The organism is Cohnella sp. GCM10020058 (genome assembly GCF_042683485.1).
Taxonomy (GTDB): domain Bacteria; phylum Bacillota; class Bacilli; order Paenibacillales; family Paenibacillaceae; genus Cohnella.
Genome location: NZ_JBHUJV010000001.1, coordinates 93,799 through 108,952 on the forward strand (window position 1 = coordinate 93,799; position 15,154 = coordinate 108,952).

A 15,154-nucleotide genomic window follows, 5' to 3' on the forward strand; every position below is an offset into this window, starting at 1 on the left:
TTGTTTCCTTCTCTCTTTTACATATAAAAGGCGTATACCGCGAAGTTTAACACAATCGCGACTTCAGTTAAAATGAAGAGGTGTTATGTCGCATAATTATAGTCTGAATGGCACGAAATTGCATTTAAATCGGGTGTTGGTCCATGATATCTTGTGGTAGTGTCGTATATTTGAAGGGAGAGAGCAGTCAAAATGATTCGAATCGGCATGTTGAGCTACTGGCACGTACACGCAGAGGATTACACGAAGCAGGTGCTGAGCCATCCGAATACGGAGATCGCCGCGATCTGGGACGAGCTGCCCGACCGGTGCGCAGAGAAGGCCGCCAAGTATGGCGTTCCGTTTATCGCTAATCTGGACGAACTGCTCGCGCGCGACGATATCGACGCCGTCGTCGTCGACGCGCCGACGAATATGCACAGGGACGTAATGGTGAAGGCCGCGCGTGCGGGCAAGCATATTTTCACCGAAAAAGTCGTAGCCACAACCGTATCTGAAGCAAACGAGATCGCTGCCGCCGTCCGCGATGCCGGCGTTAAATTGGCAGTATCCCTGCCCCGTCTGTATGACGGCTATACACAATCGATTCTGGAAGTGATCGCCTCCGGCAAGCTGGGCAAGCTGACGCTGGCGCGCGTTAGGCTGTCCCACAACGGATCGACGGCGAACTGGCTGCCTGCGCATTTTTACTCGAAGGAACAATGCGGCGGCGGCGCGCTCATCGATCTCGGCTGCCACCCGGTATACCTGGTACGCAAATTCCTCGGCCTGCCCGAGTCCGTAAGCGCTACCTTCGGCTTCGTCAGCGGCCGTGAGGTAGAGGACAACGCAGTTGCCGTATTCGCTTATCCGGACGGTGCGGTCGGCATCGCGGAAGCCGGCTTTGTGAACAGCCACTCGCCGTTTTCCATCGAGCTTCACGGTACCGACGGCACGCTGCTGTACGGATTTCCGGAGGAGAAGATTCTGGTGCGAAGCACGCAGGATTCGGAAAAGGCCTGGACGGAAGTGCCGGTAGGCGACCGTCTGCCGTTCGCATTCGAGCAGTGGGTCGGCCATATCGAGTCGGGCACCGAAGCGACTGAAAATATTGAATATGCGCTCGACCTGACTCGGATTATGGAAGCCGCGAACCGCTCCGCCGCCGAGGGCAAATCCGTGCGCTTGTCCGATCTCGAGGGCTAATCGCCGATGAGCGGCCAAGCCCCGATTCGGACCGATGCGCCGCAGGCCGAGCGCCGGATCGCAGAGCCGCCGTTCGCCTTCGCCCGCATGAAGCGCCGCTGGGACGCGCTGGACCGGCTGGACCTTCGGTTCCGATGGGGCGGCCTCGGCATTCGGGTGCTGCGCTGCCATTTGACGAGCTTCGCGCCGGGTCAGATCATCGCGGCGCACAAGCATTCGGAGTATGAATTTCATTTTATTCCGAAGGGCAAGGGTACGTTGATCGTCGGAGATGCGAGCTATCCGCTACAGGAGGGCTTGTTTTATCTCACCGGCCCCGATGTCGTGCACGAGCAGCGCTCGGGCCCGGATGAGCCGATGTACGAACTGTGCCTTCACTGCGAAATTATCAGGCTGGACGATTCCGGCACGGATGCGGGATGGGGAGATCCCCTTGAGCGGCGTGAAGCGGAGGAGTGCCTCGCTATTTTGCAGACGATGCCAGCCGTGCCTGCGCTCGACCGCTACCATGGGATGAATGCGTTTCTCGACGCTTACCGCGCCTGGGAGGACCAGCCGGTCGGCTTCTATACGACGCTCAAGCAGCACATCGTGCAGATTCTGCTGCGCGCCGCCCGCGCGCATGCCGCGCCCGAAGCCGCGGGCAGCATTCCCGCGCGGGATATGAACGATCATCGCTTCCGTCTAGCGGTACAGTATATCGAGGACAACGCGGCCCGGCCGATCTCGCTCGACGAGGTCGCAGAGCGCGTGCAGGTCAGCCCGCGCCAACTGCAGCGGATCTTCCGCAGCGAAGGCGGGACCGCGTTCCGCGATTGGGTCGAGCATGTCCGGCTGCAGCGGATCGCGGAGGAGCTGCTCAGCTCTTCGAGCCCCGTCGAGACGATCGCGGCCGGTCACGGCTACGGCAATCCGAACTATTTATACCCGGTATTCAAACATAAATTCGGCATGACGCCATCGGCTTATCGCCGCTTGCACGGCATAAGGCAGCCAGGCGCGCCGGAAGAGGAGAAGGATTATCATGAGCGAAAAAAGAATTAAAGTCGGCATTATCGGAACGGGCGGCATCGCGCGTTACCACGTCATGGCTTACCGCAAGCTGCCGTACGTAGATATCGTGGCGGTCGCCGACGTACTGCCGGGCAGGGCGCGCGAATTCGCGGAGCGGGAAGAACTCGTCGGCGCAGGCGCATACGACAGCCATACCGAGCTGCTCGCGCACGATCTCGATGCCGTGAGCATCTGTACCCCCAACGCTTCCCACCACCGTACGAGCGTCGACGCGGTGCGCGCAGGCAAGAAGGTGCTGTTGGAAAAACCGATGTCGGTCACGCTTGAAGAAGCGCTGGATATGGTAGAGACGGTGAAATCCCACGACGGCATGCTGTCGATCGGGTTCCAGCCGCGCTACGATCCGAACATGAAGCTGCTGCAGGACATCATCCAATCCGGACGCCTCGGCAACGTGTACTATGCGGAAACGGGCGGCGGACGCCGGCGCGGCATGCCGGGCGGCACGTTCATCAGCAAGGCGCTCGCGGGCGCCGGGGCGATGGCGGACATCGGCTGCTACTCGCTCGACATGGCGCTCAACACGCTCGGTTATCCGCGCCCGGTATCGGTATCGGCGTTCACGTCGAACCACTTCGGCACGAACCCGCTCTATCACAAGGAAGCCTCGAAGTTCGAGGTCGAGGACTTCGGCGTGGCGATGGTTCGCTTCGACAACGATCTGGTACTTCAGTTCAAGATCTCCTGGGCGATGCATATGGATACGCTGGGCGCCACGATGTTCCTCGGCACCGATGCCGGCCTCAAGGTGACGCCGGCAGGCTCCGGTCCATGGTCCGGCGTCTGGGACGGCGCGATCGGCAGCATGACGCTGTATCACGACGACTTCGGCGGCCACACCTCGACGCCCGTGCCGCTGATCGGTCATTCGCTCGACCTGTTCTTTGAAAAGGTCCGCGATTTCGCCGAAGCCGTGCGCGACGGCCGACCGGCTCCGATCCCGGCCGAGCAGATTCTGATTCAGCAGGCGATCATCGACGGCGTACTGCGCTCTGCCGATCAACGGCGCGAGGTCGAGATCAAGCTGCCGGAGTAATCGGCAGGCAAGAGGGCGAGGCACGGTCCGAAGTAGATGCTCTGAGTAGAGCCTCTTCGCCCCAGCCAAGAGCCCCATCTCGCCAAGAGACTCTACATAGAGCCTCTTCGCCCCATCCAGAAGCACGATCTCGCCAAGAGGCTCTACATAGAGCCTCTTGGTCTCATCTGAGGCCGCGCAGCCGCGAAGAAGCTCTGAATAGAGACTCTCCTCCTCGGTGAGACGCGTTCCTGCGATGAGGCTGTACCAAAGCCTCTCAATATTAAGAAACACCTCGAATTAAAGTACAACAAGCACACGGGATGAAGCGGAATATACCTCTGCATCATCCTTTTTTAGTGCTCTGAGTACAAGCTGATATCCATGTCAGTCAAGGTAGGGCAGGTGGCGTAGTGTGGCGAGCGCGCGCCGAATGCGGGTGCCCGAATGGTCTTTAACGCGCAAATAGCGGATTGAACAGCAAAAAACCGGGCGAACGGATCGCCCGGCTACTCTTATTTATGCGATTCCTTGCAGTCGCTCCGAGAGCACCCGCATCATGCCGCGAAGCACCTGCGCATCTCGGAAACAGAACGCTTGCAGCTGCTCCTTGCGCAGGGCGAGCAGGGAAGCGCGGCTGACGGCGACGCAATCCGCGGAGCGGGGGCCGCTGTCGATGATTGCCATTTCTCCGAAATACTCGCCTTTCCCCAGGCTCGCGATCTCGCGGCCGTCCCGGCGAACGCCGATGGCGCCTTCGACGACGGCGTACAGCGTATCTCCGTACTCGCCCATTTTGCAGATCGTCTTGCCCGGTCCGTATTCCTCCTCTTGCACCAATTGCGCGAGATCGAGGAAGCCTTCCGTGCTCAGATGCTGAAACAGCGGCACTTGCTGAAGCACCAGCACGCGTCTGATAAGCGTTGCGTTGCCGGACAGCGTCGTGTTGCCAGCCAGCGTCTCGGGGCCGTCCGCGTTCGAATTGCCGGTACGTCCTGTACCGGCGGCAGCCGCTTCGAGCTCTGCCTCGTCCGCGCTTGAAGCGGGGTTCACCGCGGCGTGATTAGAAGCTGGCTCAGTAGCAGCGACAGTGGCAGCCGCAGCTGCGCCGGCACCCGCTGCGCCAAGCGCGTCCCTGATCCGCCTGGACAGCAACTTCATCAGCTCGACCGCCATGCTCGGCCGGTCGATCATTCGTTCGTAGAAGACGTCGGAGTCGAGCTTCCACAGCTTCACATCCGCCTCGGCCGCGATCGTGGCTGTCCTCGCGCCGTGGGTCAGCACGGCCATCTCGCCGAAATATTCCTCGCTTCCGAGCTCATGCACGCGCGCGCCGCCTTTGAATACGCCGACCTTGCCGCTCTCGATCATGTACAGACAGTCGCCCGGATCGCCCTCCCGGATAATCACGTCGCCGGCCGCTGCAGTCACCGGCTGAAGCGTATCCGCCAGCGCCGCCAGCTCGGCGCGCGGCACGCCCTGGAACAGGCTGATTTTCTTGAGCAGCCGAACCTGCTCGACCTGCAGCGCCGCTCCGGGATCTGCGGGAATGCTTTCCTGCCTGGCTCGCTCGTACGCCGCGAGCTGAGAGAGCCAAGGATCGCCTTGCGCAGCGAGCCAAGCCCAGTGCGGGGCCGCATTCGCCGTCTTCGCGGCCGCGGGCTCCCTTGACGCCGACATGAGCTTGATCAGCGGCCCGCGCAGCTGACCTTGGACCGTCTGGTCGACGACCTCGATCGCATTGGCCTGCCGCTGGCCGTCGCCCTCGGTCCAATTCGCATAAACGGCCTGCATCGCGCGCTCGTCATAAAGAAGGGAAAGCAGCTGGAAGATCCGGCGGACGATGCCCGAGCGGATCTCGGCCACGCTGCCCGACAACTCGGAGCCGGCAGCGACGGCGGCGCCATGTTCGCCGTACTGCTCGTCGAGCGCGAGCTCCAGGCGCGCGTATCGCTCCGCCTGGGCAGCCGGCACGGCGGGCAGGTGCTTTTGCATGCGAAGCAGCGATTCGAGTATACGGTCGCGCAGCGCGTAGCCTGCCGATTCGTAGATGTCGAGCAGCGTGTCTCTCGCCAGCTGGGTGCCGATGCGCTCGAATACGGCCGGCAGATGGACGGCGATATCCTCCCGGCCGAGGCAAGCGCGGAGCGCGGGGACGATGACCGACTCGTCGTAGGCTGCGAGCGCAAGAATAGCGTGGCGCCGCGCGCCGCCGTCCGCCAGACGATCCGCGATCGGCGGGATACAGGCGGTCACGCGCAGCTTCGCCGCGGAATCAAGCGCGCGAACGGCGACCTGGCTCGACGGATCCCGCAGCAGACCGAGCAACGGCTTGTAGAAGCTGGGCACGCCGATCTGCCCGAACAAAGAGGCGACGGCCATCCGTTCGGCTTCGACCTCGCTCTCGGTCAGCCGTTTGAGCACGCCTACCGACCGGTACATCCCTTCAATTCCGAAATACTTCACCAGCGCGGCGATCGCAGCCGCCTGGACGTCGGCCGAGCCGTCCTCGAGCCGGCAGGTGATCTCTTCCAGATGCGCTTCGTCCGTATAGGCGGCCAGCGCCAGAATGGCCTTGGCCCGGACAGGCTCGCTCTTCGCGCCAAGCAACTCGAGCAGCCGCGCTTCCAGGCCGGCAGGTCTCAGCTGTTCGATATATGCCAGCGTTTCCTCGACCACCTCCGGGTGCGGGTGAGCCAGCAACCCGGGGAGGTACGGCCGGAGATCGAACGCTTCGATGTCCTTTAACAGACGGAGCGCGTACAGCGCCTGCTGCTTGTCGGGCTGCCGGAGCGCTTCCGCAAGCAGGGCCCGGCTCGCGGGGTCCATGAAGTCCAGCTCGGCCCGCTGCGGATCGTCTTGCCCGGTCTTCAAGGTGGACATCAGCGTTTGGAGGTAAGCTTTCTTAATTTTAAGGCCGGAGACGATCCCGATTCCGAGCAAAATCGCGACGATGTAACTGAATTGCGACGGTGCGAGCCAATGGCTGAGCACGAGCAGCAGCAGCGCCGCGAGGCCTTTGGAGCCGTTACGTACGATGCCTTCCATGAAGTTTTTGGCTTTAGAACGCCAAGCCGGCGGCACCGGGAACATGATCAGCTGATTGGCGGAGGAGTAGAGCGTATCGCCGAGCACTTTGTCGCTGCCCTTGGCGACGACCGACATCGCGAGCACCGGCAGGAAAATAAGGCCGAGACTGGCGGCCGCGAGCGTGACGGGGAAGACGAGCAGTGCCGTCGTGACGCCGAACCGCGTGAGCACCCAGCCGGACACAGTGACCTGAACGAGCAGGCCGACGATGCCGGATATGCCCTGGAAGCTGCCCATGAACCCCGCCAGCGCTTCGTTTTGCAGCGTCTCTCTTAGCAATACCTTGAATTGATAGTCGATCAGCGTCAGAGACAACGTAACCGAAGCCGCAAGCAGGACCATGTATTTCAGATGGGGAACGTTTTTAAACAAACCGTCCGTTCTTCCGGCTGGAGCGCCGGCTGGCTTGGAAGGAACGGCGGAAGGGGCGCTCGCGCTCGCCGCCTTGTCGACGCCGCGGGCGCGGAGCGCGGTGATCGCGATCACAAAAGCGAGGCTTGCAACGACAAGCGCTGCGAACAAGTACAACAGGTTGGAGGTGCCGATGACCGGAACGATGCCCCGGATGCCGAAGCCGCTCGCCACCGTGCCGAGCGTGCCGCCGCTGGCGACGAGGCCGATCATTTTTTTCGCCTTGCGCTGATCGAGTACGGACGTGGCGAACTGCCAGAAGCAGACGATCATCAGAAAATTTAATACGTCGTAGCCGATATAAATCGTGCGAAAAACCCAGCTCAGCTCGAGGCCGACGCCGATGCGGGATACGAGGATGAGGGCAGCGACGGCAGGAAGCAGTCCAAAGAGCAGGCGTTCGATCCGGACGCGGTGGGCGTATCGCTGGAAGACGAGGCTGGTGAGAATCATCGTCGCCGCTTGCGGCAAATACATGCCCGACAACGCGGCGTTGTCGAAGCGGCTTAAGAACAGCGCGTCGGCGGCCGTTCTGCCCAGGATGGAGGCGGCTACCGTGCAGAAAAAATAGAGGAACAGCAGCGCGACCTTCGCGTACTCGCCGCCGTTCCCCGCTCCTTGGCCGGCGAACCGGCCGAGCATGGAACTGAATTTGTTGGCAATCAGACGGGTATTCCCCTTTGAACGACATGGGATAAAATTCGGTAAAAACTAGCGGACGGCGGGCGCCGGCCCTGCGATTTTCCTCACTTGATGGATCGAGATTTTGTCTCCGTTTTCCTCATGGTACAAGGTGGCGCCGTGGACGTGGTCGATGAAGAGGATGCCGTCGAGGTGATCGATCTCGTGCTGGATGCAGCGGGCCAGGAAGCCCTCGGCGCGGATCGTCTCGGTCTCTCCCTGCCGGTTCAGCGTCGTGATCGTGATCTCGTTCGCGCGCTTCACGATGCCGGCGTAGCCCGGAAAGGACAGGCACGCTTCGGCTCCGACCTGTTCGCCTTTCATTTCCAATATCTCCGGGTTCACCAGCTCGATCAGCCCGTCGCCGCAATCCATGACGATCACCCGTCGCAAAATTCCGATCTGCGGCGCCGCGAGTCCGGCCCGGCCGTCCGTCGCATATAGCGTCTCCGCCATGTCGTCCAGCAGCTTTTCGATGCGCGGCGTGATGCCGTCGGCAGGCTTCGCCTTTTTCCGCAGCAGCTCTTCGCCGAACGGCAGTATCGTTCGAATCGTCATCCGGGTTCTCCGCTCCTTCCAAATATAGCTTTATTTTACCGTCTGCCCGTGGTTTTGTGAACCGTCGGACGTATAATACACACGTGCATTCTGAGTCTTTTTATCTGTTTTGTGCTGAATAATATCGTATTTTCACAAGCGGCACGCAATGGTCTGGCCGGTCTTTCTTGAGCATATAAACGGAAAATGACATCTTGTTTTGTTTAAAAATTCCATCTATGCTGTGGAGATAACCTGCGTTGGAGGGAGGATGAGAGTGATGAGAAAGCGGGCGTACTTGATGGCGATGGCGGCGCTGCTGCTGGCGTTGCCGGGAGTGCCGGGGGCGGTTTCTGCTACGGGCGTTCCCGCGCTTGCGACAAGCGCAATCCCCGTAGCCGCCAAGGCGGCGCAGACTCCGGTCAAGGTGATCGTGAACGTCGGCGATGCTGCGAGCGTCGAGATTTCCGCGATGATCCGGCAAGGTCAGACGCTCGTACCCTTCCGCGCCTTTTTTGTCGCGCTTGGCGGACAGGTGAAATGGGACGACGGGACGAATGTCGCGACCGCGACGATAGACGGCAATACTGCGGCGATTACGGCGGGCGCTTCCAAATTTGTTTTTAACGGCGATGAATATTTGTTAAGCCAGCCCTCTGCGATGAGCGCCGGCACGCTTTATGTCCCGCTCAGATCGGTGAGCCTGTCGCTCGGCGCACGCCTTACGGTGGGCGGATCCCCGTTAACCGTGCGGGTGAATTACGAGAGAGTCGAAGAGGAGACGGAGAAATGGCCTGACAAGCGGCTCGCGCAATTGATGGATGCCGTCGCCGAGCGCCGAGCCGAGCTCTTGGACGGGCAGGGCGTGATGCTGATGAGCGGGAGTGTGGAAAACGGGCGAGTACTACTGCAAATCCGAAGCTACGGGGATGTGGAAAGGAAGCTCGGCGAGGCGGAGCTCGCCGCCGTCAAGGCTGCAATCTACCGCATCGCAGGCGTGGCGTTTCCATTGGAAATCGACGTCGCCGAGTGCTGCACGCGCGATCCGGATATTAAGGGCGTCGTGACGAAAGTAGACACGGCCCGCAAAATAATCGAAGTGTCGGGGGAGTTCCGCGGTATAGCGAGGGAGTACCCACTGACCATCTCCCTCTTTGAGGATGCGAAGCTGCTCGTAGACGGAAGCGAGGCGGAGCGCGTGTTTACTGAAGAGATGGTCGGGGAAAATTTGAAGGCTTGGGTAGCTGGCCTAGGATTGTTGTCCTATACGGCAGTCAAAGTCGAGTTGGACTAAGTTTGCCGGACAGATCCTCGCACATACAAAGAAGGACCGGCGATCTTCCGATCGATCCGGTCCTCCCTTTGTTCCCTTTAGCTTTTCTTCTGCGCAGCGATCGCTTCCGCGAGCTCGTTAAGCTCCGTCCATCGCTCCAGCAGGCCGTCCAGCTTGGCCTCCTGCTCGGCCAGCTCCGTCGTGAGCTGCTGCAGCCGGTAAGAGTCGCTCGCCGCGTCTTCCATCTGCTGGCCCAGATCGGTCATTCGCTCTTCGGTCTCGGCGATCCAACCGTCGATCTGCTCGTAGTCCTTTTGGTCCTTGTAAGACATTTTAAGCGCTTTGCCGCTCGCGCGCGCGTCGGCAGCGCCGCCTGAAGCCGGATCCGCCGAATCGGTCGCCGCCGGCTTTTTCACCGTTGCGGCATTCTGCGCCGCAGATTCGAGCGCCTGCTGCTTTTCAGCATACGCCTGGTAGTCCGAGTAGTTGCCTGTATGCTGCCGGATGACGCCGCCGCCCTCGAACCCGAATATACGGTCGACCGTCCGGTCGAGGAAGTAGCGGTCATGCGAGACGACGAACACGACGCCCGGGAAGTCGTCCAAGTAATCCTCCAGCACCGACAGCGTCGCAATATCCAGGTCGTTGGTCGGCTCATCGAGCAGCAGCACGTTCGGCGCTTCGGTCAGCACGCGCAGCAGCTGCAGCCGACGCTTCTCGCCGCCGGACAGCCTGGAGATTTGGGTCCACTGCGCCGGAGGCGGGAACAGGAACCGTTCCAGCATCTGCGCGGCCGAGATTTGCTCGCCTTCCGCCGTCGTAATCTGCTCCGCGCCTTCGCGGATATATTCGATGACCCGCAGGTTCTCGTCCATTTCTTCGTGCTCCTGGGAAAACCAGCCGATCCGGACGGTGTCGCCGAGCTCCACCAAGCCGCCATCCGGCTGCAGCCGGCCGGCAATCAGCTTGAGCAGCGTCGACTTGCCGGTGCCGTTGCGGCCGACGATGCCGACGCGGTCTTCCGGTACGGCCGTGTAGCTGAAGCCGTCGATCAGCGTGCGGTCGCCGTAGCGCTTCGACACCTCGTCAAGCTCTACGATTTTGCGGCCAAGCCGGGAGGAGGCGATCGAAATGTCGAGTCTGCCGGCGGATGCCTTGGGGGCGTTCGCCTTCAGCGCCTCGTACCGGTCGATGCGCGCCTTTTGCTTCGTGGAGCGGGCCTGCGCGCCGCGGCGGATCCAGGCGAGCTCGTTGCGAAGCAGGTTTTTGCGCTTGGCCTCGGAGGCGGCCTCACGCTCCTCGCGCTCGAGCTTCAACTCCAGGAAGCGGCTGTAGTTCGCTTCATAGAAGAAGGCGCGTCCGCGGTCCAGCTCCAGGATGCGATTGCTCACCCGATCCAGGAAGTAGCGGTCGTGCGTGACCATGAGCAGGGCACCGCGGCGCTTCTGCAGCATGCTCTCCAGCCAGGCGACCGACTCGTTGTCGATATGGTTGGTCGGCTCGTCCAGAATAAGCAGATCGGACGGCTGAAGCAGCGCCGCCGCCATCGCGACGCGCTTGCGCTGGCCGCCGGACATCGTGTCGACGGACATCTCGAAGCTCGTAATGCCGAGCCTGGCCAGCGCAGTCTTGGCGTCGGTCTCCATCGTCCAGGCGTCGAGCTCGTCCATTTTCTGGCTGGCCGCGATGAGCTTCTCCTGCAGGCCGGCCCGCTCGGGCTCGCGCTCCAGCGCTTCGAGCGCGGACCCGTAGGCGCGCAGCGCGGCGAGCTGCGGCGAATCGCCGCCGAGCACGTGCGAGAGCGCCGTCTCTCCGGGCGCGAAGACCGGATCCTGCGCGAGCATGCGGATGCGCGTGCGTCCGGCCGCGCTGATCCGGCCGGAATCGGCAGGCTCGATGCCAGCGACCGCCTTCAGCAGACTGGACTTGCCGGTCCCGTTTACGCCGATGATGCCGACTTTGTCGCCTTCCTCGATGCCGAAGGAAATGTCTTCAAAGAGGACCTTGTCCCCGTAAGTTTTCGTCAAATGTTCGACCGTTAGAATCGTCGCCATGAACGTTACCACTCGCTTTATATTTATATAGGAGATGACAGGAATTAAACGTATCATAACACATTCCCGGCGACGGACGCTTTACTCCCGGTAACAACCGCTCACTTCCGGCGTCAACCGCTTAACGGCCGTCCAAATCGGCTTAAATCGTTTTTGCTCGATTACCGAAAATTTTTTTTGAATTTGGACTTGCATTGGGGGAGAAGGGCGTGCTATATTATAAGAGTTCTTTACAGGTCCTTAGCTCAGCTGGCAGAGCAGTTGACTCTTAATCAACGGGTCGTGGGTTCGATCCCCACAGGGCCTACCATCCCGTAAACGACGAGAACGGCGGCGAATTTCGCACCGTTCTCTTTTTACGTTTCAGGGTAGGGAGCGGTCGATCGAGGCATGCTGGCCGCAAGATGATGGAATAAGGATGTGGCGCATCGTTATGTCGGCGCTGGGGAACGTTTGTTGCGAAATAAGGATATGCCACATCGCTAATGTGTCCCTAAGGGCCGCTTTCCTCTGAAATAAGGATGTGGCACATCGTTATGTCGGCGAATTGGAGCTTTTGGTGCAAAATAAGGATATGCCACATCGCTAATGTGTCCCTAAGGGCCGCTTTCCTCTGAAATAAGGATGTGGCACATCGTTATGTCGGCGAGTGGGCTTGTTACATGCAGGCGCGGATAGCGCCGTGCGGCATGGAGAATGCTAGATGTCGTTAGCGTGCCCGATTACCCTGCGCGAATTGGGCGTTTGCCCTCTAGTTCGCAAGCCGTCGTTATGGTCCGATTTCGTTCGCGAATCGCTCCGCATTCGCTCCCGATTCGCCTTCGCTTATGCGGCTTCGCAGCACAATTTGAGAAGCGATAAATTTTATTGAAAAAAGCTTGTCATTCTCGTCAGGGCTGTGTTATATTATAAAAGTTCTTTACAGGTCCTTAGCTCAGCTGGCAGAGCAGTTGACTCTTAATCAACGGGTCGTGGGTTCGATCCCCACAGGGCCTACCACCTCTAAAGTTCAAGAGCAGCGACGATTTATCGTCACTGCTCTTTTTGCGTTTATGCGCCTTTTCCGGATTGCGCACGGGCCGGACGATCTTCCTGCAGCTTGACTTTAAATTATCCTAAGAATAGGATTTCCCTATAACGAACAGTTCAGCGAACGGAAGGAGGGCGAATCGATGGAACCTACGAAACGGACGAAGCCGACGGAACCGACGAGCTCGGTGGAACCGACGAGCTCGATGGAACCGATGAAATCGATGGGGCTGACGAACTCGATGGGGCCGACCGAACCGACAAACCCGACGAACCCGACCGAACCGAAGATGCCGACTGAACCGCTGGAACCTACGGAGTCCCCGGACAACGGGGCGGCGGAGGATCTGCGGTTGTTCCGCATCTGGTTGCGCGCCTCGCGAGCGATCTTCGGCAATGTCGGGCGGGATATCGAGAGCCATGGGCTCAGCCCTGACAACTTCATGATCCTCGAGCTGCTGTACAACAAAGGGCCGCAGCCGATCCAGAAGATCAGCGAGCGGATGGCGATCCCGAGCGGCAGCATCACTTATGTCATCGATAAGCTGGAGAAAAAGGGCTACGTGGAGCGGAGGCAGAGTCAGGAGGACCGCAGGACGTCGAACGCGGTGCTGACTGACGCTGGCCGCGCTTTGTTCGACGATATTTTCCCCAAGCACGCGGCCATGATTTCGCGCAATCTGTCGGTCGCCTCGCCGGAAGAGAAGCGCGAGCTCGCCGAGCTCCTCAAGCGGATCGGGCTGCATGCGGCGGCGCTGGGAGAAGAGCGGGACGGCGGATCGTAGATCCCCGGCTCCGCCCGACTGCCAGACCGCTGAATCGCCAGACCGCCCAAGTCGTTAGTCCGGTCGAATCGCTATTCAGCCTGGAGTCTCCAGACCGCCCAAGTCGTCAGTCCGGCCGAATCGCTATTCAGCCTGGAGTCGCCAGTCCGCTAAGCCGCTTGTCCGAACCCGATGCGCAGCATCTTTTACCGATAGTCTACTTGACCTCGCAATTGCCTGATATGCCAGCAACGCCCCACCTGAGTTTCCCTAGCCGTCGGACGTTTCCGGCAGCGGCACGAACAGCAGGCAGAACGGCAGGTTGCTGCCTGCTGCGGGGCTGATCGCGATGTCGACTTCCTCCTCGGCATTCCCCGTCCGGTACAGCACGCTTGCTTCATTCTGTATGCCGGCGGCGCCCAGATGGGAGAAGGTGACTGTCTGGCCGTTCACTAGCGCCGCGCCGGCGTACATGCCGCCGCGCGGATTAAAAACGATCAGCGTCCGCTGCGCGACCTTGCGCAGCTTCACGCTGTACAATAAACCGTAATTTCCCGAGTTAACGGCGACCGTATTTAAAATGCCGTCCGTTCCTTCCTGGAACGGGTCCGCCGCATTATCGGTCAGGGAGAGCTTGACCGTGCGGCTTCCTACGGACTCTCCATAGTCGAACGTTCTCGTCGCCCCGGGGAACGTGCCGCGGACGATCGATTCCCGGGGATCGAGCGCCGGCAGATTAGGCAGCGCCTTAATCGGATCGCGGCCCTCCGTTGTCATCAAGACCGTATAACGGATCTGCGCATCGCTGCTGACCTCGCCGGTGAAAGTGATGACATCGCCGTCCGGCATGGCCGCAAGGGACTGTAGGTTGGCGAACAGCAGGGCGCTTTGGCCCGGTTCCAGCGTGATGGCGGGATCCGCTTCGCCCGAAGCGAGCGCGCTTAAATATCTCGCAAGCGACATCTTTCCGGCCTGGCCGGGAGAGATGGTCGGGCCTGCCGCGCCAGCAGCACCCGGCGTGAGGGTGGCCGTTGCCGTGCCCGCGTTTGTCGCCAAGACGGCAAGCTTCATTTTTCGGCCGGTGCTGTTTTTATGATGCAAAAGAAATCGGACCGGCCCCGTCGCGACGTCGCCGTATAAAATGCCGTCCTCGTAAACCGTCTCCGGACCGCTGCTGCGGAGCAGTACGGGCCCGCCGGTGCCGTAGGAATAAGGCACGGCTTCCATCGTTTTCACGGCATAACCGTTAACCGCTATGTTCTGGCCGACCGGTGCGTACAGCAAATCGAACGTTTCCTTTGTATATCGTACCTCGTCTTCGATATGGATCGTGCGGCTGTAGGACGATACCGAGCCGTACCGATCTTGAACCGTAAGCGTGATCGTCGCATCGCCCGGTTCGAAGTACGCAGGCTGCTTCCGATTCCAAGTGCGCGTCACGATCGCGGCGTCCTCGTCCGCGCTCAGGTCCGTGAATTGTACCGGTTCGCCGATTTTGTACGACGCCTTATCCGTCTCGAAGTAGGCTTGGGGTACCGAGTGCGGGGCGCGGAGCTGCAGAACGAGCGACGAGCCGGCCACGGACAGCGGCAGGTTCAAGCCTTGTGCGATCGAAGTCAAAGGGATCATTAAAACGTAACGGTCCGCATAGGGCGCACCGTTCATCGTGCGCGCAGCGCCGTCGATTTTAAATTGTTCGCTCCCTGGCTTATATTTCAGCGACACGCCTCCAGCCAACAGGACGGTCTCGCCGGTCGCGGGATCCGCGTACAGCGTCCCTTGCAGGCGCTCGGCCATGAATCGAAGCGCCACGTAGGTCACGCCTTTCTTGACGACGACTGGGCGTGCTGCCGCATAGGTCCGTCCTTCGAAAGCGGCATTCGCGCTGCCTACGGTCAAGAAGAGCTTGCCGGACAGGTTTGTTGCTGAGGGAGCGCCGCTCTCCAACGCAAGGCCCTCCGCCCGGGCTGTCGGCGGATCCAAATCCTCCATCTGACCGGCGGCGAGCAGCGCGGCCAAACTCCATTTTGCCAATCGCATG

9 protein-coding genes and 2 tRNA genes are annotated in these 15,154 nt (G+C 60.6%); 7 read left to right on the plus strand and 4 right to left on the minus strand.

The annotated features are described in order from the left end of the window. The first annotated feature begins 192 nt into the window (after window positions 1-192). From ACFSR7_RS00400 to ACFSR7_RS00410, 3 genes are read left to right on the plus strand one after another with little or no spacing between them, the layout of a single operon-like run. Window positions 193-1,185, plus strand: coding sequence for a Gfo/Idh/MocA family protein (locus ACFSR7_RS00400; RefSeq protein WP_378158357.1), 993 nt, complete (start codon window positions 193-195; stop codon window positions 1,183-1,185). Between the two features lie 6 nt (window positions 1,186-1,191). Beyond that, window positions 1,192-2,229 carry an AraC family transcriptional regulator gene (locus tag ACFSR7_RS00405; RefSeq protein ID WP_378158358.1) on the plus strand — a complete coding sequence of 346 codons (1,038 nt, stop codon included), beginning with the start codon at window positions 1,192-1,194 and terminating at the stop codon, window positions 2,227-2,229. Then, the gene (locus tag ACFSR7_RS00410; RefSeq protein ID WP_378158359.1) at window positions 2,210-3,295 is read left to right on the plus strand and encodes a Gfo/Idh/MocA family protein; all 1,086 of its coding nucleotides are present in this window, start codon (window positions 2,210-2,212) and stop codon (window positions 3,293-3,295) included. The genes ACFSR7_RS00405 and ACFSR7_RS00410 overlap by 20 nt, the downstream gene beginning before the upstream one ends. Window positions 3,296-3,793: 498 nt before the next feature. Here the strand turns inward: ACFSR7_RS00410 and ACFSR7_RS00415 are convergent, their stop codons facing one another. Continuing rightward, window positions 3,794-7,417: an Npt1/Npt2 family nucleotide transporter gene (locus tag ACFSR7_RS00415; RefSeq protein WP_378158360.1), complete on the minus strand. Its 3,624-nt coding sequence runs from the start codon at window positions 7,415-7,417 to the stop codon at window positions 3,794-3,796. Window positions 7,418-7,486: 69 nt separating this feature from the next. Continuing rightward, window positions 7,487-8,014, minus strand: coding sequence for a peptide deformylase (def, locus tag ACFSR7_RS00420; protein ID WP_378158361.1), 528 nt, complete (start codon window positions 8,012-8,014; stop codon window positions 7,487-7,489). Window positions 8,015-8,273: 259 nt separating this feature from the next. On the opposite strand from def, the gene ACFSR7_RS00425 reads away from it, so the two are divergent. Next, window positions 8,274-9,287, plus strand: a complete 1,014-nt coding sequence (locus ACFSR7_RS00425) for a copper amine oxidase N-terminal domain-containing protein (RefSeq protein ID WP_378158363.1) — start codon at window positions 8,274-8,276, stop codon at window positions 9,285-9,287. Window positions 9,288-9,364: 77 nt separating this feature from the next. Here ACFSR7_RS00425 and ACFSR7_RS00430 read toward each other — a convergent pair whose 3' ends face one another. Then, window positions 9,365-11,320, minus strand: coding sequence for an ABC-F family ATP-binding cassette domain-containing protein (locus ACFSR7_RS00430; RefSeq protein WP_378158365.1), 1,956 nt, complete (start codon window positions 11,318-11,320; stop codon window positions 9,365-9,367). A gap of 234 nt (window positions 11,321-11,554) precedes the next feature. Here ACFSR7_RS00430 and ACFSR7_RS00435 point away from each other — a divergent pair. The 3 genes from ACFSR7_RS00435 (at window position 11,555) to ACFSR7_RS00445 (ending at window position 13,134) form a co-directional block, all read left to right on the plus strand. Then, window positions 11,555-11,630 (plus strand) — tRNA-Lys (locus ACFSR7_RS00435). Window positions 11,631-12,243: 613 nt separating this feature from the next. Next, window positions 12,244-12,319, plus strand: a tRNA-Lys gene (locus ACFSR7_RS00440). 173 nt (window positions 12,320-12,492) lie between these two features. After that, entirely contained in the window at window positions 12,493-13,134 is a 642-nt protein-coding gene (locus tag ACFSR7_RS00445; RefSeq protein WP_378158366.1) for a MarR family winged helix-turn-helix transcriptional regulator, read from the plus strand. A 249-nt stretch (window positions 13,135-13,383) separates the two neighbouring features. On the opposite strand, the gene ACFSR7_RS00450 is transcribed toward ACFSR7_RS00445, so the two are convergent. Beyond that, window positions 13,384-15,153, minus strand: a complete 1,770-nt coding sequence (locus ACFSR7_RS00450; RefSeq protein ID WP_378158367.1) for a stalk domain-containing protein — start codon at window positions 15,151-15,153, stop codon at window positions 13,384-13,386. Window position 15,154 lies beyond the last annotated feature (1 nt).